Genomic DNA, 17902 nt, shown 5'->3' with positions numbered 1-17902 from the left:
TTACTGCTCCGCCAGCAGGGACTTGAGTTCGGCCACGCCGCTCACCGCGACCGGCTCGCCCACTTTCAGGCCCGACGTCAGAATGGCCCGGCCGCCGGCATCGGCGACTACTGTGACTGCGCGGCGCACGAAGCGGCCGCCTTCCTGAACGAAGACGACATCCTGCCCGCCTGTCCGCGTCACGGCCTGCGACGGCACGGAAACGCCGGTTTGCGCCTTGCCCGACGTGCCGCTGATAATCGCCATAATGCCCCGGCCCGGAACCAGGCCGTCCGTGGAGTCGAGGCGGGCCTTGGCGGCGATGGAACGGGTCGCCGGATCGATCGAAGCGCCGACCGAGACGATGTGGCCGCTGACGGAGCTTTCGCCGGACAGCGGAACCGAAACGCTCATGCCCGGCCGAACCTGTCCGGCCAGCCGTTCCGGCAATTGCAGATCAAGAGTGAGCGCTGCGGTATTTTCGATGACGAAGGGGGCCATATCGCCGCGGACCGCCCCGCCGGTCTCGATCGAGACGCTCGCCACCCGGCCGCTGATCGGCGCACGCAAGGTGACCGTGCCATCGCGCCCGGCACCCGCCAGAGCCAGCAGGCGGTTGTTTTCGGAGACGGTCGCTTCGGAGCGGCGCAGGGTGGCCATGGCCTCGTCGGCGCGGGCTCCGGCCACGATGCCGTCATGCGCCAGTGTTTCGAGCCGTTTTGCACGGGCGCGGTCGACGGCAAGGTCTGCCTGCGCGCGGGAAAGGTCGGCACTGAACTGGACCGGCTCGGCGGCGTGGATGATCGCCAGCGGCTGCCCGCGCGAAACCTGCTCGCCCTGCAGAACCCGGATTTGCGTGACGGTTCCGGTGAACGGCGTGGTCACGGCCACCTTGGCCTCGGGCGGCAGCGAAACCTGCCCCGGCACGGTTCCCAGCGGCACGGCATCGGCGGCTACGGCGGCCTGCGTGCTGATGCCGAGCTTGCGCACCTGTTCGGCGCTCAGCGCGCCGGGATCGGCGGCTGGCGCCCCGTTCGGCGTTTCGGCGGCCTCCTGCGGCGCGTCGCCGGGCTGGAGAACGTAATAGGCCCCGCCCGCGACAGCGAGCAGAGCGGCGGCACCGGCGAGGAGGGGCTTGTTCATGCGCGATGACATGGCCTGCCAAGCTGACAGCATCCTGTCAGTTTCGGATTTTATTGACAGCTTTCAGCGTTACTACCGATGACGCTCGACACGAGGAAACATGAGAGGATACGGCCTTGCGGCTGCTGCTTGTGGAAGATGACGAACAATTGGCCGAGCGCTTGTCGGACCGGTTGCGCAGCGCGGATTTTGCCGTCGATGTCGCGCGCAATCGCGAGGAAGGCGAAGCCTGGCCCGATATGGACAAGATGGCCGCCGTCGTGCTCGATCTGGGATTGCCCGATGGAACCGGGATGGACCTCCTGAAGTACTGGCGCCAGCGCAAGGTCGATTGCCCGATCCTGATCCTGACCGCCCGGGGAAGCTGGCAAGACAAGGTAGAGGGGCTCAATGCCGGCGCGGACGATTTCGTCGTGAAGCCGGTGCGTTTCGAGGAATTGCTGGCCCGGCTTCACGCGCTCCTGCGCCGCCAGTCCGGCAGCCGCGACACGTGGATCGAGGAGGCCGGCATCCGGCTTGACCCGGTCGCGCGCGAAGTGCAGTGCGACGGCGAGCCGCTTGCGCTCAGCAAGCAGGAATTCCGTCTGCTCAACCTGTTCATCCGCCGTCCGGGCCAGATCCTGTCGCAGGCCGATATCGGCGAGCACCTCTATGATCTGGAGAGCCACCGCGATCTCAATGCCGTGGAAGTGCTGGTCTCGCGCCTGCGCCGCAAGATCGGCAGCGACCGTATCCGCACGGTGCGCGGACTGGGCTACAGGTTCGGCAAATGACCGCTGTCCGCCAATCGTCGCATCGCCGATGGCACTGGCGCTCGCTGCGCGTCCGCATCCTGCTTGCCACGCTGCTGTGGGTCGCGCTCGGTATCGGCGGTATCTGGTATTCGGCCACACGGCTCTTCGCCAAGCATGTCGAGGAGAGCTATCACGACGAGCTGGAAGTCCACATCAAGGAACTGGCGGGCCTGGTGAAAGTGGAGCCGGACGGGGTTCTGAAAATGGATCGTCCGCTGTCGGATCCGCGCTATCTCGTCCCGCTGTCCGGATTCTACTGGCAGGTCAGCCTGCACGGCCACAAGACGATCCGCTCGGCGTCGATGACGCGCGGTTCTCTCGACGAACGCGTCGCGCATGACAGCACCGTTCACCACCACATCGAAAAGGGGCCGACCGGGCCGAGCATTACCTATGGTTTCATCCGCGATGTGCCGGGAGCGGGCGAAGTCCATTATGTGATTGCCACGGACCAGCGCCTGCTTGACGAGACCATTGCCAGTTTTACCCGCGAGCTGACTCTGTGGCTGACCGCGCTGGCGGCGGCGCTCGTGGTGACGGGGTTCGTCGTCGTGACATTCGGGCTGCGGCCGCTCGATCGCCTCGCCCGCGCGACGGCGCGGCTGCGCAGCGGCGCGGCCTGCAAGCTGGAGGGAGACTATCCCACCGAGATCGAGCCGCTGGTGGACGATCTCAACGCGTTCATCGAGCGCAGCCACAAGACGGTCGAACGGGCGCGGGTGGAGGCGGGCAATCTCGCCCATGCGCTGCGCACCCCGCTGGCGGTGATTACCGACGAGGCGGAGCGGCTCGCCCAGGCGGAGCGGACCTCTGCGGCGGCGCAGACCCTGCTCGAACAGAGCCAGATCATGGTGCAGCAAATCGAATACCAGCTGGCGCGGGCCCGTTCGGCCGCCAGCGCGCGCAGTCCGGGAACGGTCAGCCGGATCGAAGATGTTCTGCCCCCGATCCTGTCTGCGATGCGCCGCCTGCATCCGGACAAGGCCTTCGCAGTCCGGTTTCCCGCAGGACTGGACACGGCCGTACCGATCGAACCGGTCGATCTGTCCGAACTTCTCGCGATCCTGCTGGACAATGCCGGCAAGTGGGCGCGCGGGCATATCTCGATTGGCGCGGAGGATTTGCCGGACGGATTGCTGGTGCGGATCATCGATGACGGGCCCGGCCTTCCCGCAGAACAGGTTGCGGAGGCTTTCCGCATCGGGACGCGCTTCGATCCGGACATGCGCGGGTCGGGGCTGGGGCTTGCCATCGCGCACGACATTGCGGAGGCCTATGGCCTGAAGATTGCCCTTGGTCCGCGCGCCGATGGGCAAAGCGGACTGGAAGTCCGCCTCGAAATCGACCGCGAGATTGACCGCGCGTGAGAAATTTCCCGCCGGCAGATGATCTTACGATTGCAACAGAGGGCGGGTACGACTCGAATTTCCATCACCTGCGGAAACCGGGTGCAGAATGGCGCGGCCGCCACGCGGGCGTGAGCTTCGACTTTTGATGTTTATCTTCGGGGCCGCTGCCCCATGCCAGACCAGACGGGATCAGATTTATGGTATTGCCCCAGGACCGCCGCAGTTTCATTCGCACCATGATCGCGAGTGGAGGCGCGGCGGCGGGGTTCATGCCGTCGATCGCGCGGGCGCTGGAGATCCCGGCGGATCGCCGCTCCGGCACGATTCAGGACGTGGAACACGTGGTGATCCTGACCCAGGAGAATCGCGCCTTCGACCACTACTTCGGCACCATGCGCGGCGTTCAGGGTTATGGCGACCGCTTTGCCATTCCTGCCCCGCCGCTGCCGGAGGCGCCGCGCCGCACGGTGCTGGTCCAGCCCAACGAGCATGAAGGCGAAAGCCCGGCGCTGATCGCGCCGTTCCGGCTTGATACCAAGGCCGATTTCCGGCTCTACCGGCCGCTCGGCACGCCGCACGGCTTTCCCGACAGCCAGGCCGCCTGGGACAATGGGCGCATGGGGGCGTGGCCGCGCCACAAGCACAACCATGCCATGGCCCATTTCACGCGTGAGGACCTGCCGTTCCAGTACGCGCTCGCGGAGGCTTTCACGCTCTGCGATGCCTATCACTGCGCGCTGCACCTCTCGACCAATCCCAACCGGCTCTACATCTGGACCGGCACCCACGATCCGCAGGCGAAGGCGGGCGGACCTGCGATCGACAATGGCTATGATGCGATGGATGCGGACCCGCGCGGAACGGGCGGTTATAGCTGGACGACCTATCCCGAACGGCTGATGGCGGCCGGGATCGGCTTTCAGGTCTATGAGGACATGGCCGACAATTTCGGCGACAATCCGCTGGTCGGCTTCCAGCGCTACCGCGCTGCCGATAAGGCGAGCGGCGGGGCTCTTGCCGATCTGGCCGCGCGGTCGATCCGGACCCGCGATCTCGACAAGCTCAGGGAGGATGTCGAGCAGAAACGCCTGCCGGCGGTTTCGTGGATCGTGGGGCCAACCCGCTTTTCGGAGCATCCCAGCGTTTCCACCCCGCTGGAAGGCGCGGAATATATCGCCCGCGTGCTCGATGCCTTGACCGCCAATCCCGAAGTCTGGGCGCGCACGGTCCTGCTCGTCAATTTCGATGAGAACGACGGGCTGTTCGATCACGTGCCGTCGCCTGCGCCGCCTGCCCGCACGCGCGGCGCGTCGACTGTTCCGGCGGACGATGAATACCATGCCCACTCGCAGGACGAAGCCGATGCGCAATATCTGGGCCGCCCCTATGGTCTGGGGCCGCGCGTGCCGATGTACGTGATCTCGCCGTGGAGCAAGGGCGGCCACGTGGCATCCGAAGTGTTCGATCACACCAGCGTGATCCGCTTCCTTGAAACCCGCTTCGGCGTGCGCGAGCCGAACATCAGCGCATGGCGCCGCGAAGTCTGCGGCGATCTGACTTCGTGCTTCGACTTCTCCAAGACCGATGCTGACGAATTCATGGCTGCCCTGCCGCCGACCCGCGCGCTGTCGGATCGCGCGGCCAGCCTCAAGAACATCGCGCCGCCGCTGCCGTCCGGCGTCGCGGCGCCGGTGCAGGAAACTGGTGTGAAGCCCCGGCGGGCGACGCCTTACCAGCTTGACGTCTGGCTTGGCGGCGATGCCAAGGCGCCGTCGCTGATTTTCGCCAATGCCGGGGAGGAGCGCGCCGCCGTCTTCCATCTCTACGACGTCAACGATCTGGGCGCCGATCCCGCGCGCTACACCGTGGGCGCGCGCCAGCGGCTCACCGATGCCGTTCCGGCGGCGCCGGAAGGCAAGGAGGCCGATCTGTTCATCGTCGGTCCGAACGGCTTCCACCGCAGGCTTCAGGGGCGGGCAGACCGCTTTTCGGCGCGGATCGAGGTGAACCATGCGGGCAAGGCCGAACTGGTGCTCGTCAATCTCACCCGCGATCCCTTGTCCGTTGCGCTGGAGGATATGGCTTACGGCCAGCCTGCCAGTGCCGTCGCGCTGAAGGCAGGGACGACTGTGCGCAAGCCGCTGGATCTTTCCGCCAGCCATGGCTGGTACGATCTCGGCCTTGCCGCATCGGGCCAGTCCTGGCGGATGGCGGGGCATGTCGAGAACGGCAAGCCATCGTTCTCCGATCCGGCGGCCGGCGGGGCAGGGCCGCTTGCCCTGGCCTGATATCATGGCTCGTTAATTGGAACTCATGCTCCGCCCCTTCGTCATTGCGAGCGCAGCGAAGCAATCCAAAGCCGGCGCAAACCGCCCTGGATTGCTTCACCCTTCGGGTTCGCAATGACGAAGAGAAGAGTTGCTACCAGCGAGCTTCGGTGTGAGGCCGCTGACAGCGGCGGCTCGCGCGGGTACTCACGGGCCATGCGGATTGAAGATGTCCTCATGGCTATCCGGCAGCATGTGCCCGGCTGTGCCGAAGTCCATGCCGAAACGGGCGAGGGGCTGGTCTATTCACCGGGGGCCTATGTCCTGGTGATCGAACCGGCCGAGCCGGTCACTTTCGCGCGCAAAGGCATTGCCGCCACGCCGCTTTCGGGGTGGCTGGTCTATGCCGGCAGCGCGCGGGGCGGTGGCGGTATCGGCGCGCGGCTGCGGCGGCACTTTCGGAAGGACAAGAAAGTCCATTGGCACGTCGATGAACTGACCAATGCCGCGGCCTGCATGGCTGCGCTCGCTATCCCCGGCGGCTCCGAATGCGAGATCGTGGACCGGCTTCTCGCCTCGGGCCTGTTCGAGACCGCGCTGGCAGGCTTCGGCAGCAGCGATTGCCGGCACTGCGAAGCCCACCTGTTGAGACTTGTGGCCTGAGCCGGCAGGGAGCTGTCCGGCTCAGGCCACGGGGGGCGGGCCTCAGTACTTGACGGCAAGGCTCAGGAAGAAGCTGCGGCCCGGTTCGGGAAAGCCGTCGGTCAGGACGTAGTACTTGTCGAACAGGTTGCGCGCCCCCGCGCCCACTTCGATGCCTTCGCGCAGTTCGTAGTTCATGGTGAGGTTGGCCAGCACATAGCCGCCGGTGCGATAGTAGAGCGTGCCGGCCGTGTTCACTGTCCAGCGGTCGGACGCGATATCGGCGTTGGGCAGGATGTGCAGTCCGTCCAAGGGCGCCCAATCGGCCCAGACAAAGGCCTTGTGCGTGGGCACCCCGGTCGGCTCGAACGCGCTGTTGGTGGGGTCTTTGAGATCGCGGTGCGTATAGGTGTAGTTGCCGCCGAGGCTGAACGTGCTGGCGACTTGCGCGGTCAGCGCCAGTTCGGCGCCGTAGTAATTGCCGCTTCCCAGATTGCGGCTTTGCGAGACGGATTGCCCTTCGTAGAGGAACGGGAAGGAGACGATCACGTCCTGCAGGTGCGAGTAGAAGACCGCGCCCTCGGCATGGACCGGCCCGAAATCGTGCGCAGCCCCGATTTCGTAATTGCTGGCGCGTTCGGTCTTGAGCGCGGGATTGGAAACGGCCCCGCCGAACTTCGAACTGAAGCGTTCGAACAGCGAGGGGAACCGCGCGCGCGATGAGGCGCTGGCGTGCAGCGTTGTCGCGGGATCGGGCGTCCACACCAGCTTGCCCTGAAGGTTGAAGGCGCTGCCGTTATGCAGGGGATATTCGATCAGAACGCCGCTCGCATAGTCCTCGGCCTGCTTGAGATCGCGCCAGTCGAAGCTGGCCCCGGTGGTCAGTGTGAGGTCCGGTGTCAGCGTCAGCCGGTTCTCGGCCGCCAGGCTGTACGTGTTCTCGATACTGGTCTGTTTCGGCTCGGTGGTGCCTGCCGGAAAGCTCTGCTGCCATTCGACATGCTTGTCGCGCCGGAAATGCGCCGCGACGCTGAACTGATCAATGTCGCTGACCGCCAGGTCCAGTTCGGCCGATCCGCCCCAGGCGGTGTCGGCATACCAGCTGTTGAAGGCGCGGCCCTTGGTCTGCGTGGTCTGGCTCGCATCGTCGAAGGCGCGCAGCAGGTTGTCGAAGCCGTTGCGGTATAGCCGCGTCTTCAGCGTGGCATGGTCGCCCAGTGCGGTGGTCGAGAGGAAGTAGATGCTGTCGATGTTCCAGTAGGGCCAGGTCCAGTTGCGCTGGGTCGATGCGCTGTCCGTCACGTGCAGGGGGGCGTTTTTCGAGCCTTCCTGCCGGGTATAGCTCAGCGAATATTCGTCGGTCGCATTGGGCGTGAAACCGACTTTGGCATTGAGCCGCCAGTCGGTGCTGCGCGAGAAATCGCGGTGCCCGCCGTCCTCGGCCGAACCCGCGACGGGTTCATAGCCGCCGGGCAGATCCCAGTGATCGCGGAAATTGCGGGTGTAGCTCGCTTGCGCGTACCACTTGTCATGCTTGGTGCCGAGCAGGGCGAAGACGTTGTAGCCGGTATATTCGGCATCGCGGCCCAGATTGAGCGTGCCGCGCGCTTCGGCTTCCAGCGGCTGGGTGGGCTTGCGTGTCACGAGGTTGACCGCGCCCCCCATCGCGCCCGGCCCGTCGAGCACCGAGGCATAGCTCTTGGCGACCTGCACTTGCGCGATGTCCGCCGTCAGAAAGCGGCCGTAGTCCAGCCGCCCGTCCGCAGGCAGATAGACGCGGATGCCGTCGATCGAGAGCGGCACTTGAAAGCGGTCGAACCCGCGCACGTAGATGAGCCGTTCGTTGCGCGATCCGCCGCTGTTGGAGGCGGAGACGCCGGGCATCAGGTTCACGGCATCGTCGAGGCTCGTGCGTTCGAAGGTGTCGATCGCTTCGGCGTCGAGCGTCGAGCTGGTGATCGTCAGATCTTTGACCGGCGATGCCGTGACGATGATCCGGCCCAGCGAAAACGTGCCGTCGCTATCCGGCGCGGCGGTGTCATCGGCCATGGCCGGCGTGGCGAGGACGCAGCAAAAACTGGCCGCAAGCGCGGTCGAAAGACGCATGGATACCCCCCTGAAATTGTGTTTGGCGTTTGTATGGAAGCCGCTCTTGGCGACTCACTATATTTTATCGTATATAATAACCCGTGAACCGAAAAGGGGGGTAATCACGATGCGTCTGCCTGTCCGATCCGGCCTTGCGGCCTTGGCTTCAGTCATCCTTGTAACCAGCGGCCAGGCCCAGAGTGGCACAGGGAGCGAAATGGGGAGCGGCATGGAGAACGGGAAGGCGTCGCCAGCCTGCACGGCCACGCCGGAACTTCCGCCGGAACTGGCCGCATGGCCGGACCGCACGGCGCTGGCGGCCGCCGCCGATGCATCGAGTCTGGCAGATGCCCGGATCACGATCGGCAAGGCGGTCGATGCGCGGCTGCGCCCGACGCCGGAGGTCCGCTATGCACTGCGCCCTGAAAAGCCCGGCGGCTCGGTGAGCTTCGGCGGCCTCTATGCGCTGACGGTGGAGCAGGCGGGCCATTACCGGATCGCGCTGGGCTCTGCCGCGTGGATTGATCTGGTGCAGGAGGGCAAGGCTCTCGTTTCCACGGCGCATGGCCATGGGCCAGATTGCACGGGCATCCGCAAGATGGTCGACTTCTCGCTGGCGCCGGGACGCTACCTCTTGCAGGTTTCGGCGAACGCGGCGCCCGACATGCCCTTGCTTGTCACGCGCCTGCCGTGAGCCGGCCGATGCAGGGCGTGTTGCGGACGGCCTCTGTGCTGGCGGCCTTGCTGTGCGGCCTTTCGGCAGCGGCGGCGGTCCTGCGGCCTGGTCCTCCCGTGCCTGCGGACAATCCGATGAGCGCGGCGAAAGTCGAACTGGGACGGCGGCTGTTCTACGATGCGGACTTGTCGGTGAACGGCACGATGTCCTGCGCCACGTGCCATGAGCAGAAGCACGCCTTTGCCGATGGGAATGTCAGCCATCCCGGTGCCCTCGACGATCCGGGCCGCCGCAATGTGCCGGGCTTGGCCAATGTCGGGTGGTTTCCCCGCCTCACCTGGGCGGACCCGCGCCAGACCAGCCTGGAAAAGCAGGTCGCGGTTCCCGTTTTCGGCGATGATCCCGTGGAAATGGCAATGAAGGGCCATGAAGACGAGATTGCCCGGCGGCTGGGCCGCGATCCCTGCTATGTCGAGATGTTCGCCCGCGCCTTTCCGGAGAGCGGCGGCGCTATCCGCTATCCCCTTGTCGCCAGGGCGATTGCGGCTTTCGAGCGCACGCTCGTTTCGCGCGGCAGCCCTTATGATCTCTACGCGCGGGGAGATGCCGCAGCCCTGTCGCCGGCAGCGCAGCAAGGCTTGCGAATTTTCGAGCGGGAATGCGCCTCCTGCCATGCCGGCCCTGACTTTACCGACACGGCCTATCACCGGATCGCATCGCACCCGGCACAGGATACCGGGGATCGCGGACTGGCCGAAGTGACCGGCGAGCAGGCCGACGAGGGCAAGTTCCGCACCCCCGGCTTGCGCAATGCCAGTGTCACGGCGCCCTACCTGCATGACGGTTCCGCGCCGGCCTTCGCTGACGCCATCCGTGCCCATGATGCTTTCGCTGCCTTGCCGGAGGCGAAGGAGGCTCCGCTGGAGGCCTTCCTGGCTTCCCTGACCGACGAGCATTTCCTCAAGGACCCGCGTTTCGCTCTGCCGGATGCGGATTCCTGTTCGAGCCGGCCGGGAATGAGCACGACTATGTCATATCATCGTCATTGATTGGACGGCTTACAGACCAAATTCGGCCGTATGGCTTGACCTCGCGCTAGGCTGCGGGATTGTCCGGCAGCAAGGCGCTGCTTCGTCTGTGGGTTCCGCAGGCCGCAATTTGGGAGAGGGCCGACTGCCGGGCCATGGTATGCCTGATATCGATGCCGCTGCGTTCACGAAGATTCGGATGACCGTCGTCATCCACCATCATGTGCCTGGCCGGACCCGTTTCCGGTTCGAGCCATGGCCATCGGCATCTGTCCTGAGCCGTATTCACGATGTTCTGGCCCGTGCGGGAGCGAGCGTCGGAGCGGGCAATCCGGCATCGGGCAGTCTGCTGGTCCGGCATCGCAAGGAAAGCCCGGCCGAAGATTTGCGCCGCCGGATTGAGCAGGCCTTGCAGGGCGAAGCCGGACCTGTGGCGGATACCGCCGAGCCCGGCGCGGAGGCGTTCCCCCGCCGCAGCGATCTGGGGGAAGGGCTGGACCGGCTGGCGGCTTCCGGTCCGGCTGAGGTCCTGCGGGAGCTGGAAAGCCAGGCCCAGGGGCTCGCCAGCGAAGAAGCGCGGCGGCGGCTTGCGCTTCACGGATACAATGCGACGGCCGCGCCTGCGGGCCGTTCGAGAGCCGAAATGGCGACGGCCCAGTTCACGACGTTCCCGGTCGCGCTGCTGTTCGGTTCGGCCATCCTGTCGCTGGCGACTGGCGGACTGGCCGATGCTGCGGTTACTCTCGGCGTGGTCCTGGCAAATGCCGCGATCGGATACTCGTCCGAAAGCGCCACGGAAAACCTGATCCGGCGCCTCTCGCATCCCATTGAACACGAAGCCACGGTCCTGCGCGACGGCATGGCGGCAAAGGTTGCCGCGCGGGAGATCGTGCCGGGCGATGTGATCGTGCTGGCACCGGGCGATTTCGTGCCGGCGGACGCCCGCATCCTTGAGGCGCACGATCTTTCCGCCGACGAATCGGGGCTGACCGGCGAAAGCCTTCCCGTCGAAAAGCAGGCGGCTGCATTGCCTGCCCCGCCCTTGTCCGTGGCCGACCGCCACACCATCCTTCACGCGGGAACCGTTGTCACTGGCGGGAATGGTCTGGCTGTCGCGGTCGGGACCGGTGCCCATACGGAAATGGCGCGCACCCGCGCGATGATCGGTCTGGCGCGCCCGCCGAGACCGGAAATCGAGGATCAGCTGGCGCTGCTGGGGCGCCGCTTGTCCGTGGCGTGCCTTGGTGCGTCCGGCGTGGTCTTCACCATTGGTCTCCTGCGCGGCGAGCCGCTCATCAATATCACTCGCAGTGCGATTGCGCTTGCCGTCGCGGCCATTCCCGAAGGCTTGCCAGCCGTTGCGACTTCGACCCTGGCTCTCGGCGCCCGGGCCATGGAGCGCGAAAAGGCCTTCGTGCGCGCGCTTCCCGCGATCGAGGTGCTGGGGACGATCGATACGATCTGCCTCGACAAGACGGGAACGCTCACGGAAAACCGGATGCGCGTGGTGGCGGTCCATGTCGAGGGCCGCATAGTGGACGTCTCGCCCGGAAATGCGTGGCAAGCCGTGGATCTGGCCGCATTCCGGCCGCTCGCGGAAGCTGCCTCGCTGTGCAACGAGGCAAGTCTCGCCAGTCTGTCCGGTTCCGCCACCGAACTGGCCTTGCTCCATTTCGCACGGCTGAGCGGCGTCGATCCCGATGCCTTGCAGGAACATGCGCCGATCCTCAAGGTCCACAGCCGCAACCACAAACGGCGCTGGATGTCGACCGAGCACGAGGACGGCAATGGCCGGTTCGTGGCGATGAAAGGCGCGCCGGACGAGCTCCTCGCCCTGGCCACGCATGAACTGGTCGAGGGGGAGGCGATGCCCCTCGACGAGCAACGGCGCCAGGGCATCCTTGAGGCCAATGACAGGCTGGCCGAAAGAGGATTGCGTCTTCTCGGCGTTGCCCGGCGCGCGCGTGACGGGGAGGCATCCGGAGCCGGTGATCTCGTCTGGCTGGGCCTTGTCGCGCTGGCCGATCCCATTCGCGCCGAAGCGCGCGAGGCGATCGGGATATTCCACAAGGCGGGCATCCGCACGATCATGCTCACCGGCGACCAGCCGGTTACGGCCCTGGCCGTGGCGGAATCGCTGGAGCTTTCCCGGACCGGCATCATTCCTGTGATCGAAACGAGCCGTTTCGTCGGTCTCGATGATCGCGAAGTGGGCGAGCTGGCGCTGAAGACCTCGGTCTTCGCTCGCGTCAGCCCGAGCGACAAGCTGCGCATCGTGAAAGGGCTGCAGGCGGTCGGCAAGCGCGTGGCGATGATCGGCGATGGCATTAACGACGGTCCGGCCTTGCGAGCGGCCTCGGTGGGCGTTGCGATGGGGGCGGGCGGCACTGACGTTGCGCGCGAGGTGGCCGATGTCGTCATTGCCGACGATGATCTTCGCGCACTGGCGCGGGCCATCGCGCGCGGGCGCGCCATCGATGACAATGTGCGGACGGCGATCCGCTATTTCCTCTCGACCAACTTTTCCGAAGTGCTGGTCATGCTGGGCGAATCCCTGCACGGCCGCGGCGAGCTGGAAACGCCGATGGAGCTGTTCTGGCTCAATCTGGTCACGGACATCCTGCCGGGGCTTGGCCTTGCCTTGGCCGAGCCGCGTGCCGACGTGATGGAAAGGGCGCCGCGCGCGGCATCCGATCCGTTGTTCACGGGCGATGAATTCACCAGCATGGCGCTCGACGGCACGGGCATTTCGGCAGCGGCACTCACGGCGCATTTCCTGCAGCAAGTGCAGGCCGGGCCAGGGCCGCAGGCGCGCGGGATGACGTTCCTTACGCTGGCGCTCGCTCAATTCGTGCAGGCGTGGCTGCTGCGGGACCGCAAGGCCGGATCGGATGCGGCACAGCTAACCTCCGACCGCCGGCTGGAGGCGACGCTGGCTGCGGCGGGGGCCTTGCTGGCCACGCCATTCGCCGTCCCGCCGCTGCGCCGTTTGCTGGGCATCGCCGTTCCCACGGCGGGCAATCTGGCGCTGTCGTTCGGTCTGACCGGGGCCTATTATCTCTTTGCCGAAAGCCGCAGAGGGCTCAGCCGAGAAAGCGGCGCAGCGGCCGCGCCATCACGAGCGTCGCGGCCTGGCCGAACAGCGTCAGGGCAGGACCTGCGACCCGTCCGCGCGCGAGCTGGACAAGCCCTGCCGTAACCAGAAACGAGAAGCCCGCGCTCCAGATGTCCGCGCGCCCGCCTGACCAACGCTGAAGCACGGCGTCTGCGGAGGAAAGGCGGTTCAGGGTTTCCTGAATGGGATCGATGGGACCGGCGGGAGCCGGTGCCTGCTCTGCCGCTTCGACGGCAAGGCCTGCCTTGGACAGCGCTGCCAAGATGGCGTCGTAATCCCCCGCATGACGGATGATGAGACTGCCGCTCAGGGGCCGGATTTCCACTTCCAGCACCCCTTTGGTGCCCGTCAGCGCAGTGGCCAGCGCTTCGAGCCGGTCACGCGGGGGCAGGGGAAAGTCCAGGGCGAACCGGACCCGATCGGCCATGCGGTGGCGCAGCCTTGCAGTGAGCGGTGCGGTCATTTTTCTTCGGCGGCGGCCGCACTGGTGCGGACCACGGCCTGATCCGCTTCAGCGGCCGCTTCCGCCATCTCATGCGAAACTTCGGCGACGAGGTCTTCGACTTCCTCAGCCATCCGGGCGAGGTTGCGGCGGGCCACGATGTACCCTTCGATCCCGGCCCGTATCGCTTTCTTGGCTGCTGGGCGGGCGACCCGCCAATAGGACTGGCCGGTCAGTGCCGCCCCCGCGCCTACGGCCAGGCCGATGAAAAATCCACGCATCGCATATTCCTATTTCCGAGGTGAGACTCACCTTAGCCGTTTTGGTTCCGAATCGCGACGCGGTTATGACGGTCCGCCACACGGTTCCGCCCCTTTTCTCAGGGGCAGGCGCGGACGGAATGGAGTCAGTCTTCGACGAACAGGCCCCATTCGATCCAGTTTGTACGGGCAGCGCCGATGGCCGCGCACGCCTGCTCCTAGCGCCGCTGCCGATGTGGCAGGGGGTGCACTCGCGGGATGGCCTTCGGGATGAAGACGCTTTCATGACTGCCCTGGAAAGGGGGCGTCAGGCTGCGTTCTGGCCCTGAATATCCTGATCGTGCCACAAGGTCAGGCGAATGACGGCTTGCGCGCCTGCGCCCTTGCCGTCGCTTTCCAGTGTCAATTCGCCGTCCATGGCCCGCACCGTGTTCGCGCACCAATGCAGACCCAGACCGCCCGATTTTGACGTGCGCGTCGAAAATCCGCGTTCGAACAACTGGGCTGCGGTTGCGGGGCCGAAGCCCGCGCCGTTGTCGGTCACGGTGATCGTGCATCGACCCTGCTCCAGGTCCTGCGTTGCCTGGAGCGAGATCGCGCCGTCCGGCCGTCCGCTGTCCTGGATTGCCTCCAGTGCGTTGGCGACCAGATTTTCCAGAACCTGGCTGAGGAGCACCCGGTTGCCGGATACGGCGATATAGCCGTCGCACTGAACGTCGACCGTGACGTCAATGCCCTGCGCGTAGCGTGCGATATTCGCGGAGTGGCCGAGCAGGCCGGCGAGGTCGCAGCGCTCGTCGAAGCGCGTGCCGCGTTCATTCTGCGCGGCGGCATCGATGGCGTCGAGGGCATTCATCAGGTTGCGGGCCGCCTCGCGGACCTGCTGGCGCGCAGCGGCGTTTCTGGTTTCGAGGTGTTCATGCGCGGCGGACAGAAAGCTGACCAGCTTTTCGCGCCGTTCCTGATCGAGGGAACTGTTGGACAGCTCGCTCAAGGCCCGCGGAACATGTGTGGGCAGAGTGTCGCCGCAGGTCTGGTCGAGTGTTTCGAGGATGACGCGGACCGGACTCAGGCAATTGCGCAGGTTGTGCATCAGGCCGACGGCGCTTTGCGACTTGCCCAAAGTGAACGACTGCGATTCCAGTTGCGAACGCAATTGCTGCAGTTCGGTGGTCATGTTGTTGAATTCGGCCTGCAAGGCCCCGAACTCGTTGGGCGGGGCAGGATCGTCCATCGCCCGCAGTTCTCCGGATTCGCGGATGCGGCTTACATGCTTGTGCAGCCGCTGGACAGGATCGAGAACCAGCGTCTTGACCCGCCGGCTGAGTACGGCGAGCAGCACGGCGATCAGGCCGAACACGCCTGCGAAAGTGATCAGCAGCAGTTTTTGCGCGGCTTTCGTCAATGGGCGCGTGAGGTGGAGATGGATGGCGGCGACAGTTTTTCCGTCAGGCCCCTTGAGCGGCGCTGCGACTTCGATCGTGTTGGCGCCTCGGGTAATCTGCGTATCCGCCATTCGTGAGCCGAGATCGATGTCGGCAGGCACCTGCAGGGCACCGCTTGCCATCGGGGCCGTGATGTTTTGAATGAATGTGAGGAACCCCGGGGGCGTGCCAGTGCCGTTGCTTCTGTGGAGCTGCACGCTGGCAATCGCGTACAGCCGGCCATTGAAAGTGATGAAGCTTTGGGTGCCTTCCTGCCGGCGCATCCGTTGCACGAAATCCGGCCGGGTGACTTCTGCCAGAAGCGCTCTTGCCAGTTCGGGCTCTTGCTGGCCTTCCTCCCGGTCAAAGGCGAAAGTGCGCGCCTGGCCGTCATCGAAGTCGACGATAGCCAGTCCATCGACTTCGGCATTCTGAAACGATTCCAGATTGACGTTGCTGGTTTCGTAGCCGGGGTTGAAATCCTGGGCGTAGCGATAGCTGTCGTCCCAGATTGCCCAATCCTTCGCCCGCGCCATCAGGGTGCCCATGCTGGTCTTCTGGAAATCGGAGACACGGCCAAGGTGGCCCTGCAGCTCCTTCTGTTCCAGCGCGGAGAAGCTCTTATCGATGGAGAAGCCCAGCAGGAAGAACAGCGCTGCCGTCGCGATCAGGCCGATGAAAGCCAGATTGCGCAGCAGCGTGTTGCCTATCCGGCCTTCGCGGTTCCGAAACTGCGGCAAACGCCAAGCCACGTTATTCCCCGATCGCGGTGGTGCGCGAAGGGTTGTCCGGTATCTCGGGCAGGAAGGTAGTCTGTTCCGCCGCTCGGGCGACTGCGGAGGGTTTGCCGAACAGGAAGCCCTGCATGTGCGAGCAGCCGGTCAAACGCAGCATCTGGCACTGCTCGTCGGTCTCGACGCCCTCCGCAACGATGTACAGGCCAAGCGCCCGCGCGAGGTGAACAACGGAACTGACGATGGCAGCGCTGTGTTTGTCGTGCCCCAGTCCTTCGATGAAAGTCCTGTCTATCTTCAGGCAGTCGAGCGAGAAGTTCTTGATATTGAACAGGCTGGAATAGCCCGTGCCGAAATCGTCGAGAGCAATGCGGTACCCTTTGCGTTGCAGCTTGCGCAGTACGTCCGAAGCCCATTCGGTGTCTTCGAAGATCGCGGTCTCGGTGATCTCGATCTGCACGTTTTCGGGAGTGACTTGTGCTTGCGCCACATGCGCATCCAGCCACTCGATAAAGTTCGCCCGCTTGAACTGGCGCGGGGAGAAGTTGATGGACACGAACAAGCCAGGCCAGTCGCGGGAATCGCTCAGGGCATGGCCCAGCACCCATTCGCCCAGATCATCGATCAACCCGCTTTCTTCGGCGATGGGGATGAAAACGGCCGGAGAGATCAGTCCGTGGTCGGGACTGTTCCACCGCAGCAGGGCCTCGAATCCCACGGTTTTGAGATCGTTGCGTTCCACGATCGGTTGATAGTGGAGAGCCAGTTCGTTGCCGGCGATGGCGTGGCGCAGGCCCGTTTCGATCATCTGGCGGAACCGCTGGCTTTCATCCATCGCGGCATCGAACACGCAGACCCTCTCGCGCCCGCCGCGCTTGGCCGCGAAGAGCGCCAGATCGGCAAACCGCATCAGTTCGCTGGCATCGCGGTAGGGCTGCTCCTTCGGCATCATCAGGCCGCAAGACGCGCCGATGCGAACCGAATTTCCGAAGATCGAGAAGCTGCGCGAGCAGCTTTCGATCATGCGCGTGCACTTCGCCCTGGCCTCTTCCAGTCCGGCGGCAGGCAGGAGCAGGCCGAACTCGTCGCCGCCCAAGCGCGCAACCATGCCCCGTTCCGAGACCTGGCCGTTCAGGATGTCATAGACGGCAATGAGGAGGTCATCGCCGGCGCCATGGCCGAAGGTATCGTTCACGTGCTTGAAGCGGTCGAGATCGATGATGGCGAGCGCGTAGTCCTTGTCGCCGCGGGCGATGCGGCAGGAAAGCTCCTGCAGAAAGGCCATGCGGTTGGCCGCGCCTGTCAGGGAATCGTGCAGAGCCGCGTGGCGCGCGCGTGCCTCGCTGGTGGCCAGTTCGGCGACTTTCTGGCGCAGCAGTTCCAGTTGCCCGGTATCGTGGTCCCAGCGCTGGCACAGCGCGACGGCCATCTGCCGGATTTCCTCGTTCGAGAAGGGTTTGCTGATGTAGAAGATCTTGTCCGCAGGACCGGCTACGGCGGCAATGTCGGTGGCCGAATGATCGGAATAAGCAGTGACGATCACGAGATTGATGTCGCTGTCCATCGCCCGGATGCGCCGCGCGGTTTCGCGCCCGTCGATTCCCGGCGGCATGCGCACATCGATGAATGCGACCTTGAAGGGATCGTCCTGTTCGAGCGCCTTGTGGACCATGGCAACGCCGTCCAGGCCCTGCGATGCGAAATGGACGTCGAAAACGGGATTCCTGGTGGCCGGAACAGGACCTTCCGCCGCAGGATCATCGCCGAACAGTTCCTGCGCCAGCGCATTCATGCCGTCGGAAGGTGCGAGATTCTTCTGTTCGGCCAGGACATGACGATAGGCTTCCCGGACGGCAGGCTCATCGTCGATGACCAATATTTTCATTTTCTTTGCCTGCCTGAACAAGGACGGCCAATCACTTTAAGTGTCATTCGCTAATATTTGCTTGTCTCCGGCCTAG

The 17902-nt window shown here is 65.1% G+C and carries 13 protein-coding genes; 7 read left to right on the top strand and 6 right to left on the bottom strand.

The window, feature by feature from the left end; all coding sequences use genetic code 11:
* Positions 1–1122 carry an efflux RND transporter periplasmic adaptor subunit gene (locus NN5_RS06615; RefSeq protein WP_169800957.1) on the bottom strand — a complete coding sequence of 374 codons (1122 nt, stop codon included), beginning with the start codon at positions 1120–1122 and terminating at the stop codon, positions 1–3.
* 116 nt (positions 1123–1238) lie between these two features.
* On the opposite strand from NN5_RS06615, the gene NN5_RS06610 reads away from it, so the two are divergent.
* The 4 genes from NN5_RS06610 (at position 1239) to NN5_RS06595 (ending at position 6195) form a co-directional block, all read left to right on the top strand.
* Positions 1239–1895: a response regulator transcription factor gene (locus tag NN5_RS06610; RefSeq protein ID WP_067733195.1), complete on the top strand. Its 657-nt coding sequence runs from the start codon at positions 1239–1241 to the stop codon at positions 1893–1895.
* A complete protein-coding gene (locus NN5_RS06605) occupies positions 1892–3283 on the top strand; it encodes a sensor histidine kinase (RefSeq protein WP_067733193.1) in 1392 nt (463 codons plus the stop codon). Before NN5_RS06610 ends, NN5_RS06605 begins: the two co-directional genes overlap by 4 nt.
* A 179-nt stretch (positions 3284–3462) precedes the next feature.
* Positions 3463–5553, top strand: a complete 2091-nt coding sequence (locus tag NN5_RS06600; RefSeq protein ID WP_067733191.1) for a phosphocholine-specific phospholipase C — start codon at positions 3463–3465, stop codon at positions 5551–5553.
* A gap of 216 nt (positions 5554–5769) precedes the next feature.
* Complete coding sequence (locus NN5_RS06595) at positions 5770–6195, top strand: DUF123 domain-containing protein (RefSeq protein ID WP_084384775.1); 426 nt, start codon at positions 5770–5772, stop codon at positions 6193–6195.
* Between the two features lie 42 nt (positions 6196–6237).
* Here NN5_RS06595 and NN5_RS06590 read toward each other — a convergent pair whose 3' ends face one another.
* On the bottom strand, positions 6238–8280 hold the full coding sequence (locus tag NN5_RS06590) for a TonB-dependent receptor plug domain-containing protein (protein WP_067733189.1): 2043 nt from the start codon (positions 8278–8280) through the stop codon (positions 6238–6240).
* 211 nt (positions 8281–8491) lie between these two features.
* Here NN5_RS06590 and NN5_RS06585 point away from each other — a divergent pair, with 211 nt between their 5' ends.
* From NN5_RS06585 to NN5_RS06575, 3 genes are all read left to right on the top strand, one after another.
* Positions 8492–8956, top strand: coding sequence for a homogentisate 1,2-dioxygenase (locus tag NN5_RS06585; protein WP_067733188.1), 465 nt, complete (start codon positions 8492–8494; stop codon positions 8954–8956).
* Positions 8953–9987, top strand: a complete 1035-nt coding sequence (locus tag NN5_RS06580) for a cytochrome c peroxidase (protein ID WP_245656291.1) — start codon at positions 8953–8955, stop codon at positions 9985–9987. Before NN5_RS06585 ends, NN5_RS06580 begins: the two co-directional genes overlap by 4 nt.
* Positions 9988–10126: 139 nt before the next feature.
* On the top strand, positions 10127–13165 hold the full coding sequence (locus tag NN5_RS06575; RefSeq protein ID WP_067733184.1) for a cation-translocating P-type ATPase: 3039 nt from the start codon (positions 10127–10129) through the stop codon (positions 13163–13165).
* Here NN5_RS06575 and NN5_RS25680 read toward each other — a convergent pair.
* From NN5_RS25680 to NN5_RS06555, 4 genes are all read right to left on the bottom strand, one after another.
* Positions 13050–13544 (bottom strand): hypothetical protein, encoded by a 495-nt coding sequence (locus NN5_RS25680; RefSeq protein ID WP_157081042.1) that lies wholly within the window; start codon positions 13542–13544, stop codon positions 13050–13052. The genes NN5_RS06575 and NN5_RS25680 overlap by 116 nt on opposite strands.
* Positions 13541–13804: a DUF5132 domain-containing protein gene (locus NN5_RS06570; protein ID WP_067733183.1), complete on the bottom strand. Its 264-nt coding sequence runs from the start codon at positions 13802–13804 to the stop codon at positions 13541–13543. Before NN5_RS06570 ends, NN5_RS25680 begins: the two co-directional genes overlap by 4 nt.
* 286 nt (positions 13805–14090) lie before the next feature.
* Complete coding sequence (locus tag NN5_RS06560) at positions 14091–15959, bottom strand: sensor histidine kinase (RefSeq protein ID WP_067733179.1); 1869 nt, start codon at positions 15957–15959, stop codon at positions 14091–14093.
* Between the two features lies 1 nt (position 15960).
* The gene (locus NN5_RS06555; protein WP_067733178.1) at positions 15961–17826 is read right to left on the bottom strand and encodes a two-component system response regulator; all 1866 of its coding nucleotides are present in this window, start codon (positions 17824–17826) and stop codon (positions 15961–15963) included.
* Positions 17827–17902 lie beyond the last annotated feature (76 nt).

The organism is Novosphingobium naphthalenivorans NBRC 102051, assembly GCF_001590985.1.
GTDB classification, from domain to species: Bacteria; Pseudomonadota; Alphaproteobacteria; order Sphingomonadales; family Sphingomonadaceae; genus Novosphingobium; species Novosphingobium naphthalenivorans.
Note: the sequence above shows the minus strand (reverse complement) of the source record. Positions and strands in the feature narration are given on the sequence as shown.